Source organism: Phyllobacterium sp. NPDC097923 (assembly GCF_044760925.1).
In the GTDB taxonomy this organism is placed as follows: Bacteria; Pseudomonadota; Alphaproteobacteria; order Rhizobiales; family Rhizobiaceae; genus Phyllobacterium; species Phyllobacterium calauticae.
In genome coordinates this window covers 840913-856978 of the sequence record NZ_JBIWBL010000001.1, presented here as the reverse complement: position 1 = coordinate 856978, position 16066 = coordinate 840913, and the positions used below count along the sequence as shown (strand labels likewise).

The 16066-nt window shown below is 60.6% G+C and carries 13 protein-coding genes and 1 tRNA gene; 5 read left to right on the top strand and 9 right to left on the bottom strand.

The annotated features are described in order from the left end of the window. Positions 1-25: 25 nt before the first annotated feature. The 3 genes from ACIQWS_RS04290 to ACIQWS_RS04280 are packed head-to-tail and all read left to right on the top strand — an operon-like array spanning position 26 to position 3613. Positions 26-1585, top strand: a complete 1560-nt coding sequence (locus ACIQWS_RS04290) for a sugar ABC transporter ATP-binding protein (RefSeq protein WP_403170532.1) — start codon at positions 26-28, stop codon at positions 1583-1585. Beyond that, a complete protein-coding gene (locus ACIQWS_RS04285; protein WP_346305203.1) occupies positions 1572-2573 on the top strand; it encodes an ABC transporter permease in 1002 nt (333 codons plus the stop codon). The genes ACIQWS_RS04290 and ACIQWS_RS04285 overlap by 14 nt, the downstream gene beginning before the upstream one ends. Before the next feature lie 56 nt (positions 2574-2629). Beyond that, positions 2630-3613: a LacI family DNA-binding transcriptional regulator gene (locus ACIQWS_RS04280; RefSeq protein ID WP_346305202.1), complete on the top strand. Its 984-nt coding sequence runs from the start codon at positions 2630-2632 to the stop codon at positions 3611-3613. Between the two features lie 165 nt (positions 3614-3778). Here the strand turns inward: ACIQWS_RS04280 and ACIQWS_RS04275 are convergent, their stop codons facing one another. The 6 genes from ACIQWS_RS04275 to ACIQWS_RS04250 all read right to left on the bottom strand — a co-directional run bounded on the left by ACIQWS_RS04275 (position 3779) and on the right by ACIQWS_RS04250 (position 9979). Continuing rightward, entirely contained in the window at positions 3779-4234 is a 456-nt protein-coding gene (locus tag ACIQWS_RS04275) for an RbsD/FucU family protein (protein WP_346305210.1), read from the bottom strand. 31 nt (positions 4235-4265) lie between these two features. After that, the gene (gene rbsK, locus ACIQWS_RS04270; protein ID WP_403170527.1) at positions 4266-5195 is read right to left on the bottom strand and encodes a ribokinase; all 930 of its coding nucleotides are present in this window, start codon (positions 5193-5195) and stop codon (positions 4266-4268) included. 72 nt (positions 5196-5267) lie between these two features. Next, positions 5268-6263, bottom strand: a complete 996-nt coding sequence (locus ACIQWS_RS04265) for an ABC transporter permease (RefSeq protein ID WP_403170523.1) — start codon at positions 6261-6263, stop codon at positions 5268-5270. A gap of 17 nt (positions 6264-6280) precedes the next feature. After that, positions 6281-7258, bottom strand: a complete 978-nt coding sequence (locus tag ACIQWS_RS04260) for an ABC transporter permease (protein ID WP_288192851.1) — start codon at positions 7256-7258, stop codon at positions 6281-6283. Next, a complete protein-coding gene (locus tag ACIQWS_RS04255; RefSeq protein WP_223611482.1) occupies positions 7255-8754 on the bottom strand; it encodes a sugar ABC transporter ATP-binding protein in 1500 nt (499 codons plus the stop codon). Before ACIQWS_RS04255 ends, ACIQWS_RS04260 begins: the two co-directional genes overlap by 4 nt. A 181-nt stretch (positions 8755-8935) precedes the next feature. After that, positions 8936-9979 (bottom strand): autoinducer 2 ABC transporter substrate-binding protein, encoded by a 1044-nt coding sequence (locus ACIQWS_RS04250; RefSeq protein WP_223611483.1) that lies wholly within the window; start codon positions 9977-9979, stop codon positions 8936-8938. A gap of 427 nt (positions 9980-10406) precedes the next feature. On the opposite strand from ACIQWS_RS04250, the gene ACIQWS_RS04245 reads away from it, so the two are divergent. After that, entirely contained in the window at positions 10407-11375 is a 969-nt protein-coding gene (locus ACIQWS_RS04245; RefSeq protein WP_403170517.1) for an NAD-dependent epimerase/dehydratase family protein, read from the top strand. 46 nt (positions 11376-11421) lie between these two features. Here ACIQWS_RS04245 and ACIQWS_RS04240 read toward each other — a convergent pair. Beyond that, positions 11422-11496, bottom strand: a tRNA-Gln gene (locus tag ACIQWS_RS04240). A 442-nt stretch (positions 11497-11938) separates the two neighbouring features. Here ACIQWS_RS04240 and ACIQWS_RS04235 point away from each other — a divergent pair. Continuing rightward, complete coding sequence (locus ACIQWS_RS04235) at positions 11939-12940, top strand: glycoside hydrolase (RefSeq protein ID WP_403170514.1); 1002 nt, start codon at positions 11939-11941, stop codon at positions 12938-12940. Here ACIQWS_RS04235 and ACIQWS_RS04230 read toward each other — a convergent pair whose 3' ends face one another. Next, entirely contained in the window at positions 12941-13864 is a 924-nt protein-coding gene (locus ACIQWS_RS04230) for a glycosyltransferase (RefSeq protein WP_403170511.1), read from the bottom strand. An 86-nt stretch (positions 13865-13950) separates the two neighbouring features. After that, the gene (locus tag ACIQWS_RS04225) at positions 13951-15819 is read right to left on the bottom strand and encodes a polysaccharide biosynthesis protein (RefSeq protein WP_403170509.1); all 1869 of its coding nucleotides are present in this window, start codon (positions 15817-15819) and stop codon (positions 13951-13953) included. Positions 15820-16066: the final 247 nt, after the last annotated feature.

Below are 16066 nucleotides of genomic sequence, written 5' to 3'. Positions count from 1 at the left end.
GTCGATGATCATGGAAAACACTGACATGGCAGGCGCAGCCGCTCCGGCACCGGCCGGTGCTGGTGCAGGGCCGGTGCTCGAACTCTCGGGCGTCAAGAAACGCTTCGGCGGCGTTGTCGCCCTCAACGGCGTCAGCTTTTCGCTGCGCCCCGGCGAGGTGCATGCGCTGGTCGGTGAAAATGGCGCGGGCAAGTCGACGCTGATCAAGATCCTGTGCGGGATCATCCAGCGGGATGCCGGGGAGATCGCACTCGACGGCGGGACCTATGATCCGCACACGCCGGGCGATGCGAAGAAGGCCGGCATTCAGGTCGTCCACCAGGAATTCAACCTGCTGCCCTACCTCTCGGTTGCCGAAAACATCTGCTTTGAGGACATGCCGCACAAGGCGTTCGGCATGGTTGATTACCCCACGCTCTACGCAAAAGCCCGCAAGGCGCTCGATGCCATCGGGCTGGGCGATGTCGATGTGCGCCGCCCGGTGGAATCCCTCGGCGTGGCGCACCGCCAGCTGGTGGAAATCGCCCGGGCGCTGATGGGCGACAGCCGCATCCTCATTCTCGACGAGCCGACCGCAACCCTGACGGCACGCGAGACCGAACGGCTGTTCCAGATCATCGCCGCCCTGAAGGCTAAGGGCGTTGCTGTCGTGTTTGTCTCACACCACCTCAACGAGGTTTTCTCCATCTGTGATCGGGTCACGGTCCTGCGCAACGGCGAATCCGTCATGACGGCGGATATTGCGGGAACGACGACCGATCAGCTGGTTACCAACATGGTCGGGCGCCAGCTTGCCGCCGCCATGGCCGCCGCGCGCGATCTCGACACGAGCGGCCGCACCGCGCTTTCCCTGCGCAATCTGCGCCATCCCGCCTCCCCGCACGCGGAAGGCGTTTCGTTCGATCTGCATTACGGTGAAATCCTCGGCATCGCCGGACTGGTCGGCTCCGGCCGCACCGAACTGCTGCGCTCGATCTTCGCCGCCGACCTGCCGCTGTCCGGCACGATTGAACGCGACGGCCAGCCGCGCCACTACCGCAATCCCAAACAGGCCATTCGTGACGGCATCGGCTTCGTCACGGAAGACCGCAAGGAAGAGGGCCTGATCCTCGGCATGGCAATTGCGGCCAATGTCACGCTGGCGAGCCTGCGCAAGGTTTCCCGGCTCGGCCTTCTCGACAAACGCGAGGAAACCCGGCTGACGCGTGCGCTCGGCGGCGAGATCAAGCTGAAATACGGTGACACCGCCGATGCGGTCTCCACGCTGTCGGGCGGGAACCAGCAAAAGGTCGTCCTGGCCAAGTGGCTGGCGAACAACCCGAAAATCCTGTTGCTCGACGAGCCGACCCGCGGCGTCGATGTGGGCGCCAAGGCCGAAATCTACGCGCTGCTGCGCGGCCTTTCGGAAAAGGGGCTGGCGCTGCTCATCGTCTCCTCGGAACTGCCCGAACTCATCACCCTCAGCGACCGCATCCTCGTCATGTCGAAACACCGCATTGCCGGTGAAGTGGCACGCGCGGACTTTTCCGAAGAGCGCATTTTGAACTTTGCCTACAAGGACGAACGCAACCATGGACACCACTGATTTGACCACGGCGCAGGCGGGCAGCAAAACCATCGCCACCACGACCAAGACCGTGCTGCGCGAAGCGGGCATCGGCATCGCGCTCATCGCGCTGATCATCGTGTTTTCCTTCACGCCGCACTTCCTGTCCTCCAGCAATGTCACCAATATCCTGACGCAGGTGACGATCAATCTGGTGCTGTCCATCGGCATGACCTTCGTCATCCTCATCGGCGGCATCGATCTTTCGGTGGGCTCCGTCCTGTCCTTCTGCGCGGTGGTTGCGGGCACAGTGATGACGCTGCCGGGGCTCGATCCTGCCGTTGCCGTGTTCCTCGCCACCATCAGCGCCATCGTGGCCGGCATCGCCTTCGGCCTCCTCAACGGCCTGATCAGCGCCTGGTGGGCGATCCCCTCCTTCATCGTCACGTTGGGCACGCTCAACATTGCCCGCGGCGCGGCACTGCAGGTCACCAATGCATCGACCATCTATTCCTTCCCGGCCGCCTTCAACGCCTTCGGCTCGCAGACCTTCTACGGCATTCCGCTCCTGTTCCTGATTGCGCTGGTGCTGGTGGCAATCGGCTGGTTCGTGCTGACCAAGACCGTGTTCGGCCGCGTGCTCTACGGCATCGGCAACAATGAGGAAGCGGCCCGCCTCGCCGGCCACAACGTGTTCTTCTACAAGGTGGCTGCATTCACCATCTGCGGCGTTCTCGTCGGCATCGGCGCGATCATCTACATGGCCCGCCTGAACATCGCCAGCCCGATCATCGGCATCGGCTTCGAGCTCAATGCCATTGCCGCTGTCATCATCGGCGGCACCAGCCTGAGCGGCGGACGCGGCAGCATTGTCGGCACCCTGCTCGGTGCCTGCATCATCGGCGTACTCGCCAACGGCCTCATCCTGCTCGGCCTCAGCGATTTCATGCGCCAGATGATCACCGGATTTGTGATTATCCTTGCAGTAATCCTTGACAAATATCGTGAAAGATTGACGAAAGCATAGGGATATATGGAGTTGCCGGCTTCACACGGCACCCGCAACAGGTCAGGCATGGGAAGATGGTCAACATCAAAGATGTAGCAGCACGGGCCAATGTTTCCGTCGGCACTGTTTCACGCGTTCTGGCGAAGAACGAGACCGTCGGCAAGGAACTGCGCGAACTGGTGGAAGCCACCATTCGCGAGCTGAATTTCCGGCCGAACGGCGTCGCGCGCGGTCTGCGCCGCAGCCGCACGGACATGATCGGCCTCGTCATTCCCGATATCACCAACCCGTTCTTTGCCGAACTGGCAAAACATGTGGAGGCGATTGCCTCGCAGGCCGGTTTCTCGGTGCTTCTGTCGATCACCAATGACGATCCGAAGATCGAACTGGCGCAGATCGACAGCCTGCTCAAAAGCTATCCCACCGGCCTCATCGTCGTGCCGACGCAGTTCGGTGCCTCAAAGGGCTGGAGCAGCGACGTGGCGACGGTTGCCGTCGACCGGCGCTTTACCGGATTGCCGCTCATTTCCGTCAATCACTACCGGGGAGCAGCGCTTGCCGCTGCGCATCTCGTGGCGCTCGGCCATGAGCGTATCGCCTATATCGCCGGTTCCGCCGATGCGCCGGTTTCGCGCGAACGGCGCGCCGGCTTCCTCAACATGCTTGGCACGGCAGGCGTGCGCTGCGAGGCGGTTGAGGGCCATTTCGACTATGCGTCGGGCGAAACACTCGGGCGCTTCCTGCTCGACCGTCCGCCGCATGAGCGCCCGACCGCCATTGCCACGGCCAGCGACCAGCAGGCCATCGGTCTTCTGCGCGCCGCCAGCGATCTCGACCTCAAAGTGCCGGACGACGTGTCGATCATCGGGTTCGACGATATTCCGCTGGCCAATCTGGTGACGCCGCGCCTGACCACGATCAGCCAGCCCGTCGAGCAGATCGCCGCGCGGGCGTTTGCCGCCATCACGGGTACCGACAACGGGCCTTTGCAGGATGATTATCTCGAGGCAACGCTGGTGGTGCGCGGTTCGACGGCGCCGCCGCGCCGGGACGTCTGAAGGCGTTGGGTGGTGCGTGGTTCGACAAGCTCACCATGAGGGAAGTGGTCTGGTGCACGGTTGATCACAAACGCTGCAGAACATAGTTTCCTGCAGCTCGTTCCATCCCTCATGGTGAGCTTGTCGAACCACGCACCACGCTTAGTGCAACGGCAACAAAAGATTTCAGGCTGCGTCCGGCGCAATCACGCCCTTGGTCAGGATGAAGCAGCCGTAAAAACGCCGCTCGCCGGTGGCGATGACGCAATAGGCATTCTTGGCGTGCTCGTAGAAGGCCATGCGGTCGATCGAGACCATCGGCCAGTGCTTGCCTTCGGCGGCATCGATTTCCGCCTGCAGTTCCTTCTGCACATCCGGAATCTCATCGGGGCTGCCGACGATTTCCATGCGCGCGGCGGCGTCATCGATGAAGGTATCGAGCGGCATGACCGAAAGAATGGCCCTGGCGGCGCGCGGCGCGCTCACATTATCGATCCGCAGCAGGCGGCCGAGACGGGTCTGCCGGCCGACGGAATCGCCGGGGAAATTCGTATCGCAAATGACCAGACGGTCGCCGTGCCCCATGGACTTCAGCGCATAGAGGACATCGGCATTCAGCAGCGGATCGAGATTTTTCAGCACGGTTGGTTCCTCATTCTTGCGGGTATTGGCCTTAAGCCCTGTTGGCAGCGACGAAGGCCTCGAACTCCGCCGTCGTCGCGTAGGATTTCTGCGTGCCCGGACGCGTGATCGAATCCGCCGCATAAAGCGCCGCCTTCTGCAGCGACGCTTCCAGCTCCTTGGTCTCGACGTAGAAGCGGGCAAAGCTGCCGATGAAGGCATCGCCGGCACCGGTCGTGTCCTTCGGCTTGACCTTGACCGGTTCGATCATGGTCGACTTGTCGGCGGTGATCAGCCGCGCACCGCGCGAGCCGAGCGTGACGATCACGGTGCGGATACCCCGGGTGATCAGCGCATGGGCCGCCTGTTCGATCTGTTCGTCGGTATCGGTCGGCATGCCGGTCAGTAAGGCCAACTCGCTCTCGTTCGGCACCACGAAGGTGACTTTGGCAACCTTCGCGGCATCCAGATCGGGCGCGGCAGGGGCAGGATTGAGGATGGTCTCGATACCGTGTTTCTCGGCGAAGGCGGCGGTGTAGTAGACCGTCTCCAGCGGCACTTCCAGCTGCATCAGGATCAGGTCGCATTGCTTCAGGTCTTCGGCGGCCGCATCGATATCGGCGGGCTTGAGATCATTGTTCGCGCCCTTGATGATCAGGATCGAATTCTCGCCCGACTCGTCGACAAAAATCGGTGCAACGCCGCTCGACTGCCCGGCCACCATGCCGACATGGCTGATATCGATGCCGTTGTTGCGCAGATTGTCGATGGTGCTCTGGCCGAACACGTCATCGCCCACCTTGGTGACCATCATCACGTCGGCATCAAGCCGGGCGGCGGCCACGGCCTGATTGGCACCCTTGCCGCCGAACCCCATGGCGAATGCCGGTGCTTCCAGAGTTTCGCCGGGCGCCGGCATGCGGATGATCGACGTGACGAGATCGGTCATGTTGCTGCCAACGACTGCAATGCGACGAGCCATATTATGTTCCTTGCCTTATCCGTAGTGTTTGAAATTGCTCTATATCAATGACTTCACGAAAGAAACATGCCCCTACCTGTCGCTGTTCCTGAAAGCGTTGAGCGCGATGACCAGCAGCAGGAAACCACCCCAGATGAAGTCGATCAGGTGGTTGGAAAAACGCAGGATCTGGAAGCCGGAAGACAGCAGCATCAGCGCGATCAGGGCAATCGAAACCCCGAGCACCCTGCCCTTACCGCCAGCCGGATTGGTACCGCCGAGCACGGCAATCAGGATGGCCTGCAGGAGATAGGATGCGCCGTAATCGGACTTGGCCGCATTGGTCCGGCCCGACAGGATGATCCCGGCAATGGCCGCGAGCAGCCCCGTCATCATGTAGGAGTAGAAAATCATCCGGTCCTTGCGCAGACCGGCAAAGATCGCGGCGCGCGGATTGGTACCGATCAGCATCAGGTTGACGCCGAGCGTGGTGCGCGTCAGCAGGACAGCGACGGCACCCGCAACGACGACGAACAGAATGAACGGGGTGGCGATGCCCAGAATCTTGCCGTTGCCGATGAAATTCCACGCATCCGGGAAGCCGACAATCGCCGGGCCGCCGGTGAGGACCACGGCAAGACCGGTAAAGATCTGCCCGGTGCCCAGCGTCGCCAGGATCGGCGTGATGCGCAATTTGGAGATGAGGAAACCGTTGAGCACCCCGGCGAGAAGGCCGATGGCGAGCGCCATCAGGACGCCGATGCCGGTATAAAGCAGCACCATGCCGGTGGACTGGCTGGTTCCGACAATCACCGAATGGAAGAACACACCGGCAAGGATGCCGGCGAGATTGGCAATGCCCACCACCGAAAGGTCGATGCCGCCGGTCAGCATGGCGATCATCATGGCAATGGCAAGGATGCCAAGCTCCGGCATGATGTAGGTGATGGATTCAAAGTTGTAGTAGCGCAGGAACTTGTCCGGGTTGAGATAGGACATCAGTGCGAAGACGAGCACGGTGATGACGAGCAGTTGCAGGATGTTGCGGTCCTGTCCAAAAATGCGCTTGGCGAATGAGCTGTTTTGCATGATGACGTTCCCTGCTCTCACACCAGTTTCTTGCGGTCACGCCAGGCGGTCAACGCTGTCGCAACGATAATGATCAGGCCGACGACGACGCGCTGCCACGTGGTGTCGACCTTCATGATGATCAGGCTGTTCTTGACCATGACAAGCATGAACACCCCGAGCAGCGTGCCCATGACGCTGCCGCGTCCGCCGAAGATCGAGGCGCCGCCAAGCACGACGGCGGCGATGACGTCGAGTTCGAGCCCGGCAAAATCACGCGGATTGGCGAGCCAGATCATCGAGCCGTGCAGGAGACCGGCAAAACCAGCCAGCGCCCCGGCAAAGCAATAAACGAAGAACAGCGTGCGGCGGGTGTTGAAGCCGACACGGCTCGCCGCTTCCGGCGCGCCGCCCAACGCAAAGATGCTGCGCCCCGCCATGGTGTAGCGCAGGAAAAGGTGGGTGACGAGGGCAAGGCCGAGATAGATCAGGATCATCGCCGTCAGGCCGAAATTGGTGCCGGTGGCCGAGGTCAGACTGACCAGATCGGTCTTGGCGAACGCGATCAGCTGCTGGGGCATCTTGTCGATGTTGATGACGCTGGTGCCGACAAGGCCAAGCAGCAAGCCGCGCACCACACTGCCGGTGCCCAGCGTGACGATCAGCGGGATCATCCGGAACGTGTGGATGAAAAACGCATTGAACGCGCCGAGAAACAGGCCGATCAGCGTCGCCGCGACGAAGGGCAGAAACACGCCCTCATAGCCCATATAGATCATCAGCTTGATGGTCAGGTACATGGCCGCGGCGGCAAAGGCGGTGAACGACACGTCGATGCCGCCCGAGATCATCACCACGAGAACACCGAGCGCCATGATGCCGATGATGACATTACTGCGCAGAAGCCCGAACAGGTTGTCCAGCGACCAGAAGGCCGGGTTGATCAGTCCAATGATGATCATGGCGGCAAAAAGGATGCACGCGATGATGAATTCCGATCGGCGAAACAGAGTCATTTCAAGGCCTTCAGGCGGTCGTTTAGAGTATCTTCATCCAAAGCATCAGGTCCGACTTCATCGACGAAACGGCCGCGATGCATGATGATGACGCGGTTGCAGTTCTGCACAAGCTCGGGCACATCGTCGGATATCATCAAAACGGCAAGGCCATCCTGGGTGGCGAGATCGCGGATCTTGCGATGAATCTGCGCCTTGGAACCGACATCGACACCAACGGTCGGGCCGTTGAGGATGAGCACCCGTGCCCCGGTCAACAGCCAGCGCGCCAGAACCACGCGCTGCTGATTGCCGCCGGAGAGATGGTTGACGGGCGTATAGGGTCCGGGCGCGGCAATCTGCATGGCACCGAACATGGCGGTGGTGGCCTTTGCCGTCTTCTTGCGGTCGATGAACAGGCCCCGGACAAAATTGTCGAGCGATGTCGCCAGCATGTTGCGCTCGATCGACTGGGTCAGGAACAGGCCTTCCGTCAGCCGGTCTTCCGGCACATAGGCCAGGCCGCTGGCAATGGCCTCCTGCACGGTCTTCGGATGCACGCTCGTGCCGTCGATCTTGACGGTTCCGGTGAACTTGGGATGCATGCCGAACAGCGCCAGGGCCAGTTCCGTGCGGCCGGAGCCGATGAGGCCGGACAGGCCGACAATCTCGCCCGCATGCAATGTCAGGTTGATGTCATCGAGGCTGCCGGCAATGCTGAGATTGCGCACGTCGAGACGCGGCAGCGTATCGCCCTTTGTCGGCTGCCAGCGATAGACCTGATCGGTCAGGTCATGACCGGTCATGGCGCGGGTGATCGCAGGCTCATCGAAATCGCTGATCGGGCCTTCGGCGGCCTTCTTGCCGTTGCGCAGGACCGTCAGCCGTTCGCTGATCTCCAGCATTTCGCGCATCTTGTGACTGACGAACAGCACGGCGATACCCTGCGCCTGGATATCGCGCACGATGCGGAACAGTGCATCGACCTCATGCCGGGTCAGCGCCGTCGTCGGCTCATCCATGATGATCAGGCGCGCATCGGCCATGACCGCACGGGCGATCGCCACGATCTGCTTGCCGGATGTCGGCAGTGTCTCGACATCGGCGTCGAGGTCCATGGTCACACCGAGCCGGGCAAGCGCCTTTTCGGCGAGTTCACGCACACGGCGCCAGTTGACGGTGCGTTTGCCTTCGAGAAGCAGCGTGTTCAACGCCAGATTTTCAGCGACGGTCAGATTACCGAACAGGGAAAAATCCTGATAGATGACCTGAATGCCATGCTGCACCGATTGGGCAGGCGTCATGCCGGAGACCGGCTTGCCATCGATCAGGATTTCACCATCGGTCGGCTGGTAAACACCGGCCATGATCTTGATGATCGTCGATTTGCCGGAACCGTTCTCTCCGGCGAGACAGTGGATTTCACCAGGCTTGATCGAGAGCGAGACAGCATCCAGCGCCACAAGGCCGCCAAAGCGCTTGCCGATATTTTTCAGTTCCAGAAGGTGTTCGCTCATGTGTTTCCTTTTACCCCCCTCTGGGCTGCCGCCCATCTCCCCCACAAGGGGGGAGATCAGCCTTCACTACTGTATCGATCATTTCTGAAATGTTGCAAAGTAAGTGAGAGAGTTGATGGCAATGTGATCTCCCCCCTTGTGGGGGAGATGTCCGGCAGGACAGAGGGGGGTGAGTTTTCCCTTAGAAGTTGTAATCGCCCATATTGGCGGAGGTTACGCCAACCCAGCCTGCACCATAGAGCAGGTTTGGCTTGGATGCATCGGGAACGAGCAGGCTGTTGTAGCCGGGCAGGCCCAGATCAAGACCGGCCTTGATCTCGCCGTTCTTCTTTTCCAGCGCCATGACGGCCAGTTCGTTCATGGCGTAACCGGCAACGGCCGGATCCCAGAACTGGATGTACTGGATGTCGCCATTCTTGAGGTATTGGCCCGCAACGGAAACCAGACCGGTACCGGCAAAGAAGACCTTGCCCTTCAGACCGCCTTCGGCGATCAGACGGCCAGCGCCGGCGGAGGTCGGCATGGGCGCACCCAGGATGCCCTTGACATCCGGATAGGTGGTCATGGCTTCCTTCAGCTTGGTGTAATCCTGGTTGGCATCGTCATAGGTTTCCAGACGCTCCGTTGCCAGGGACATGTCCGGGAAATTCTTCTTCTGGTATTCGATGGCACCATCGATCCAGTCCATCTGCGACTTCGAGGTCAGGCTGCCGACGGTGGCCAGATACTTGCCCTTGCCGCCCATATCCTTGGCCAGAACTTCCATCAGCTTGGCGCCGTAGGCCTTGTTGTCGAAGGCTTCGAGCTCATAATCGACGTTGACGATGTTGGAGGCTTCGTGCGCGATGACGACGATGCCGCGATCGCGCGCCTTCTTCAGAACCGGCTCGACCGCTTCCACCGAGAACGGCACGATGCAGATGGCATCGACGCCCTGCGCGATCAGATTTTCAACGATCTGCACCTGCGCCGCGGCATCGGCCTGGCTCGGACCGACCATCCATGCGTCTGCGCCGGTTTCCGCCTTGAACTGTGCAACGCCGGTGCGCATGCGGTCGAACCAGGCGATGCCGTCGACCTTGACGACCGTGGCAATCGAATAGGTCTTGCCGCTGGCGGAGGTGACGTATTCCTTCTTCACCTTGGATGTATCGACGGCGCTGTCGGCCATGGCCGGTGCGGCCAGTGCCGCAACGATGGCGAGTGATGCGAGCAGTTTCTTCACAGGTTTATCCTCCCTTGGTTTTGCCTTGTATTTTCCCGGCTGTGCGCGAAGCGCCCACCCTGAAATCCTTCTCATGCCGCGGAAAATGCCTTGGCCTGACGATGCACATCAAAACCGGCTCGCCCTCGATGGGTGCCGCGGTACGATGCCAAAAACTGTCAGATCAATTTGCGCCCGAGATTCTCCCAAACCGGCGCAAATGTGCCTCTCCCTGCGATTCATGCCTTCATGAAACGTTTCATTTAACATTTCGGATCATGCGGGACTTGTCAATACGACTCGGCCGAGATTGAACAAATGTTTATCGGGATATTGAATTGTCACGAATTTTTGTACTGCCGCAGCAGGAAATCCGCTCTCTGCGCCATGAATATGGATTGGCGCATTGATTGGCAGCGACACCTCTTGATATGAGTGAGGTTCAGGAATGGGGTTTCACACAATGGTCAAGGGCAAGGTCCTCGTCACGGGCGCTTCCGGCTTCATCGGACAGGAGCTTGTGCCGCACCTCATGGCCGCCGGTTATCAGGTGACCGGCGCTTCGCGCTCATCGGCGAGCCCGGCGACCCTCCCGATAGAAACGATTCCTCTGCCCTCGCCCGCCGCCCCGGACGAAGATTTCGCGCGGCTGCTCGCCGGGTTTGATCATGTGGTGCATCTGGCGGCCATCGCTCACACGCGGCTGCCGGAGGCGGCACAGCTCTACCACGATGTGAACTGTGTCCTCGCCGCCAAACTCGCCAGGGCTGCGGATCAGGCGATCAGCGGCAAGCTGGTGTTCCTTTCGTCAATACGGGCGCAATCGGGAGCCACGCAGGAGGGTCTGGTCACCGAGCTGTCGCCACCCCGGCCAAGCGATGATTACGGCCGGGCAAAACTTGCCGCCGAGGCGGAAATCGCCGCGGCCATGCCAAGGCGCAACTTTACCATCCTGCGTCCCGTCCTTGTCTACGGGCCCGGCGTGAAAGGCAACATGGCGGCCCTGATCAGGCTCGCGGCCCGCAAGATACCCCTGCCGCTGCAGTCACTGACGGGACAACGCTCGGTGCTTGACCGCTCGGCGCTGTGCCGCGCCATCCTGCACAGCCTGTGCAGCACGAACACGGACGGGGGCATCTATATCGTCGCGGACAAGAGGCCCATGACAGCGGCGGCAATCGTCAGGGCGATCCGGCATGGCCTGGGCCGGGATGCCGGACTGGTCAGCATTCCCGCCGGACTGCTGCATCTCGCCGCCGCCGTGACCGGCCAGCAGCAGCGCTGGCAAACCCTCAACGGCAATCTCGTGGCAAGCGCCGCCCTGCTGGAATCAACCGGCTGGGAACCGACCGTTGATTCCGGGTTGCGGATCGCGCAGTCGGTTTTGCCCGCGAGCCGTGCAGCCGCACGCGATTGATTACGGTTATATGAATATATTCAATGGCTTGGATATTGCTGTGACATGGCTGGGGCGCCTGGATTCGAACCAGGGAATGGCGGTACCAAAAACCGCTGCCTTACCACTTGGCTACGCCCCAAAATGCCGATGCGGGTGCATTGCACCGCAGGACAGCGCGGCCTTATAACCTCTGGTTCCAGCTTGCGCAACGTGAATGATTGCCCAGTTTGTCGCTCTTTCACAATTGTTTCGGCATTATTTTCATGACAAGGGTGTGAACAATTCGCCAAGCTCTAGGGGCAGGACTCATTAATATGATCGAAATGGCGCCTGAAACGGCAAGAAGATGCGAGGAGAGATGCGAAGGGCGGGGTCTTCCCCCCGGCCGAGCAGTTCGACACGGCAGCTTGCAGCCGTTTCGGCGTCCGCAGGATATGGTCCATTTGCCCGGCTCCATCGTCGCAAAGACTCGACAATGAACCACATTGCCTTCGTCTTTGCTCCTTGTAACCAAACAAATGGCCTCATACCATTTCGACCAGATTAATGGGTCCTGACCCTAGATTAAGGGTGCCGCTGCCTTGTCGCCGATCCTCACCGTCTTTGTCCTTGCCGCCATTGCCAGCGCCGTGCTTCTTGCCGTTCTCATCCGGTTGCTGCCGAGTCATTTCCTGGCCGCGGGAATCAATGACCGCTCCAACCACACCCAGCCTGCACGCCAGCTTGGCGGCCTTGCCATCGTGCCGGTGGTCGTGGCGCTCCTCTGGCTGTTCGGCGCGCGGATGGGTCTCGACCAGCGCTTTCTCGTCACCGCGTCCATAGGTGCGCTGATCCTCTGGATCACGGGGATGCTCGACGACCGGCATCACCTGCCGGAAAGCATCCGGATCATCGCGCAGCTGACCGCCGCCTGCCTTTGCGTTTACGGCCTCGGGCCGGATTTCCGCCTGCTGCCGGATTTTTTCCCGGTCCTGCTTGAGCGCGGCCTGCTTGTTCTGGCGCTGGTCTATTTCATCAACCTGACCAATTTCATGGATGGCCTCGACCTGATGGTCGTGTCCGGCATGGGCATTCCGCTTGCCTTTCTCGCGGGCTTCGCGGCCTTTGGCCTGGCGGGCGTGGCCAGCGGCAGCATCGCAGCGGCCATAGCCGGGGGGCTCTGCGGCTTTGCTCTGTTCAATCGCCCCAAGGCCACGGTTTTTCTCGGCGATTCCGGCAGCCTGCCGCTGGGGCTCCTGTGCGGCCTCGCCTTTTTCATGGTCGCCCGCGACATGCGCATTGCCACCGGGCTGATCCTGCCGCTGTTTTTCATCGCCGATGCCACGACGACGCTGATCAAGCGCCTGCTCGAGGGCGACAATATTTTCGCCGCTCATTCCAAACATGCCTATCAGATTGCCAAACGTGCGGGATGGAGCGTCTGGCACGTCGTGCTGACGGTGGCCGGGCTGAATATCGTTCTCGGCATTTGCGCTCTGGCAGCAGGCTCCACCAGCATTCCGCTTCGGCTTGCCAGTATTGTGGTGGCGATTGTATGCGTTTCCGCCGTGCTGATGCGCTTTCGCAGACAGACAGCGGCCTGATCAGAGCCTGCGGAAGATGGCAGCGAGATAAAGCCCGATCTGGCCCGGGAGGGTCTGCCGGTAAACGCCCGACTGATGCAGGGCGAGAATACGCCGGATGACGTTGTCGGATCGCACCTTCCAGTAGAGATCGCAGGTCGCCTGCGCTTCGGCGGTCAGCAGATCCCGGTTGCGCACCAGCCCCTGAATGTTGAGATCGGCCCGATCGGCAAACCGGACGGCGAAGCGGGCGCGCAAGGCAGCCAGTTGCCCCTGCCAGCCCTCGCCACGGCTCGGCTGGCGGTGCCGCACCAGCGGCTGCGGGTCAAAATGCACCACGCCACCGGCGCCGGAGACAATCAGATACAACCACCAGTCATGGCTGGAAAATTGCGTCGTCCGGCACGACGCGGCGAGAAGATCATGCGCCTTGCGGTTGAAAAGCATCGTGCTGCCCGCGGCGATGTTCTGGACCAGTGCATTGCGGAATTCCGCCGGGCGCGCATAAAGCGGCGACGAACCGACGATGGCGCCGTTTTCGGCAATGGTAAGCGTCCGCGAACAGAAGAGGGATGGCACGGCAAAAGCATTGTGCTCGATCCAGCGGATGGAGGCGGCAAGCTTTTCCGGCTCCCAGATATCGTGCTGATCGGCAAAGGCATAATATTCCGCCTCGATGGCCGGATTGGTGATCAGCGACCGGAAGTTTTCGCTTCGCCCTTCACCGGCGCCGTGCAGCAGGGTCACCCGGCCCTTGGTCCAGCGCCGCGCCCATTGCTGCAGGATCGCCCGGCTGCCATCCGTCGATCCATCGTCCGAGACCCACAGATCGATATCGGGATAGGTTTGCGCGGCGATGGAGGCCAGTTGCGCGTCGAGACATGCGGCACCATTGAAGGTTTCCAGGAGGACGGCAACCGTTCCTGATGATGGAGCCCTTTTCAACAACCGCTATCCCGCTTCGTGTCTGTTTCGGTGAAACCAGTGCAGCTGTTTCTGCACGGGAATCTGGCCGAGATTGAGGTCCCGTGTTAACTGACGGCCTTCTCGAAAAGCAGGGTCCGCACGGCATCCGGGTTTTGCTGCGCGATCAGCCCGCGCAGCTCGTCGACCGCTGCAGGCAGATGATCGACCGGCGCCACCCGCCGTTTGGCGCGCAGAATCTTGGAATGGCTCGTCGCCGAAACACCTGTCGGATCGTAGAAGAGTTCCTCATGCAGCTTTTCGCCGTCGCGGATACCGATCGTGACGACCTCGATGTCGCCGTGGGGGTTTTTGGTATCCTTCACCGACAGCCCCGCCAGGAGAATCATGTTTTCGGCGAGATCACGGATACGTACGGCGTCGCCCATTTCCAGAAGCAGGATGTCGCCGCCCTCCGACAATGCGCCGGCCTGGATGATCAGTTCCGCCGCCTCGCGAACGGACATGAAATAACGGGTCATCTCGTCATGGGTCACCGTCAGCGGACCGCCATGGGCGATCTGCTCGCGGAACAGCGGAACGACAGAACCGCTGGAACCGATGACATTGCCAAAACGGACACAGGTGAATATCTGGCCGGTGCCGCGCGTCTTCGCCACGTCGCCATGGTAGCGCACGATCAGCTCGGCCCAACGCTTGGTTGCACCCATGACATTGGATGGGCGCACTGCCTTATCGGACGAGATGAGGACGAAATTGCGGACACCCGCCTCGCGGGCCACGGCCGCCAGAACATCGGTGCCGATGACATTGTTGCGGGCGCCTTCGACGACGTTTTCCTCGACCAGCGGCACATGCTTGTAGGCGGCGCAATGGTAGACGTTCTCCACCTTGTGCTGATCGAGCACCACCTTGAGAAGCGGGCCATCGCTGATCGAGCCAAGGACAGGCACCAGAACGCAATCGCTGATACCGGCGAGTTCGCGGTGAAGCTGATAGATGCTGTGCTCGTTCACATCGAACAGCACGAGTTTGGCCGGGGCCAGCTTGACGATCGTCCGGCAGAGTTCCGAACCGATGGACCCACCGGCACCGGTCACCAGGATGACACGGTTTTCCACCGTCTTGTCGAGAAGGTCGGGGTGGGCCGGCACCGGCGAGCGCCCGAGGAGATCGTCGATATCGATATCGCGCAGATGGCTGACAATGTATTTTCCGGCCGTCAGGTCGGAAATCGCCGGCAGGATGCGCACCTTGACATTGAGCGACTTGAGCTTGCCCATCAGCAAACGGCGCTGATTGCCGCTCAGCGACGAGGTGGTGACGATCATTTCGTTGATGCCGAAATTATCGATGAGATCTTCGATCTGCGCGGTGGGGTAGACGCGGATGCCGAGGATGTCCATGCCATGCAGCGTGGCATCGTCATCGATGAAACCGGCGACGAAAACCTCGTTCTGGCTGCGCAGCGCATTGGCCAGCTGCCGCCCCGCATCGCCGGCGCCGAATATCAGGCACTGCCGGGCCAGGAGTTTTTCACGAATCGGGCTCCACAGCAGCCATTTGGCGGCAAAGCGGCTGCCGCAGATCAGGACAACGGCGAGGACCCAATACAAAAAGGGGACGGCGCGCGGCACGCCTTCGGCACCGGTCATCTGGGTCAGAAACGCGACAACCACCCAGATGATCACCGAAAAGGTCACCGCCTGCATCATCGTCCAGATGGCTTTATCCGGCAGGTAACGAATAACCGCCCGGTAAAGGCCAAACCGGATAAACACCGGCGATGCGATCAGGGGAGCGGCGATCATCAGCATCGCCTGCTCGGTATTGGGCATAAACAGGGTGTTGAACCGCAGCACGTAGCTGAACCAGGCCGCAAATGTCAGCACCACCATGTCAAAGCTGACAAGGAGCACCTGCTTATAACGACGCGGCATCATGGCGATGCGTTGCCGAAAATTTTCCAATTTCATTGATCCTCGGTGCTTACGGTATGCCTGGGTGACATGAGAAACTGCAATTTTTCTTAAAGTCCAATTTGAGGCATTTGTGAGATTGAGATGCTCATCCTTAGATTCCCCAATAGTTTCAAGACCAGTAACATAGGGTTACATAAATGCAATCATCGTCTGGCGGTCAATTGGCGGTTGTCCTTTCAGCCACTTTATCCAACACAGACTGGCAGCGTTTATCCTTGGCTTTTTTCCAACGATGGAACAA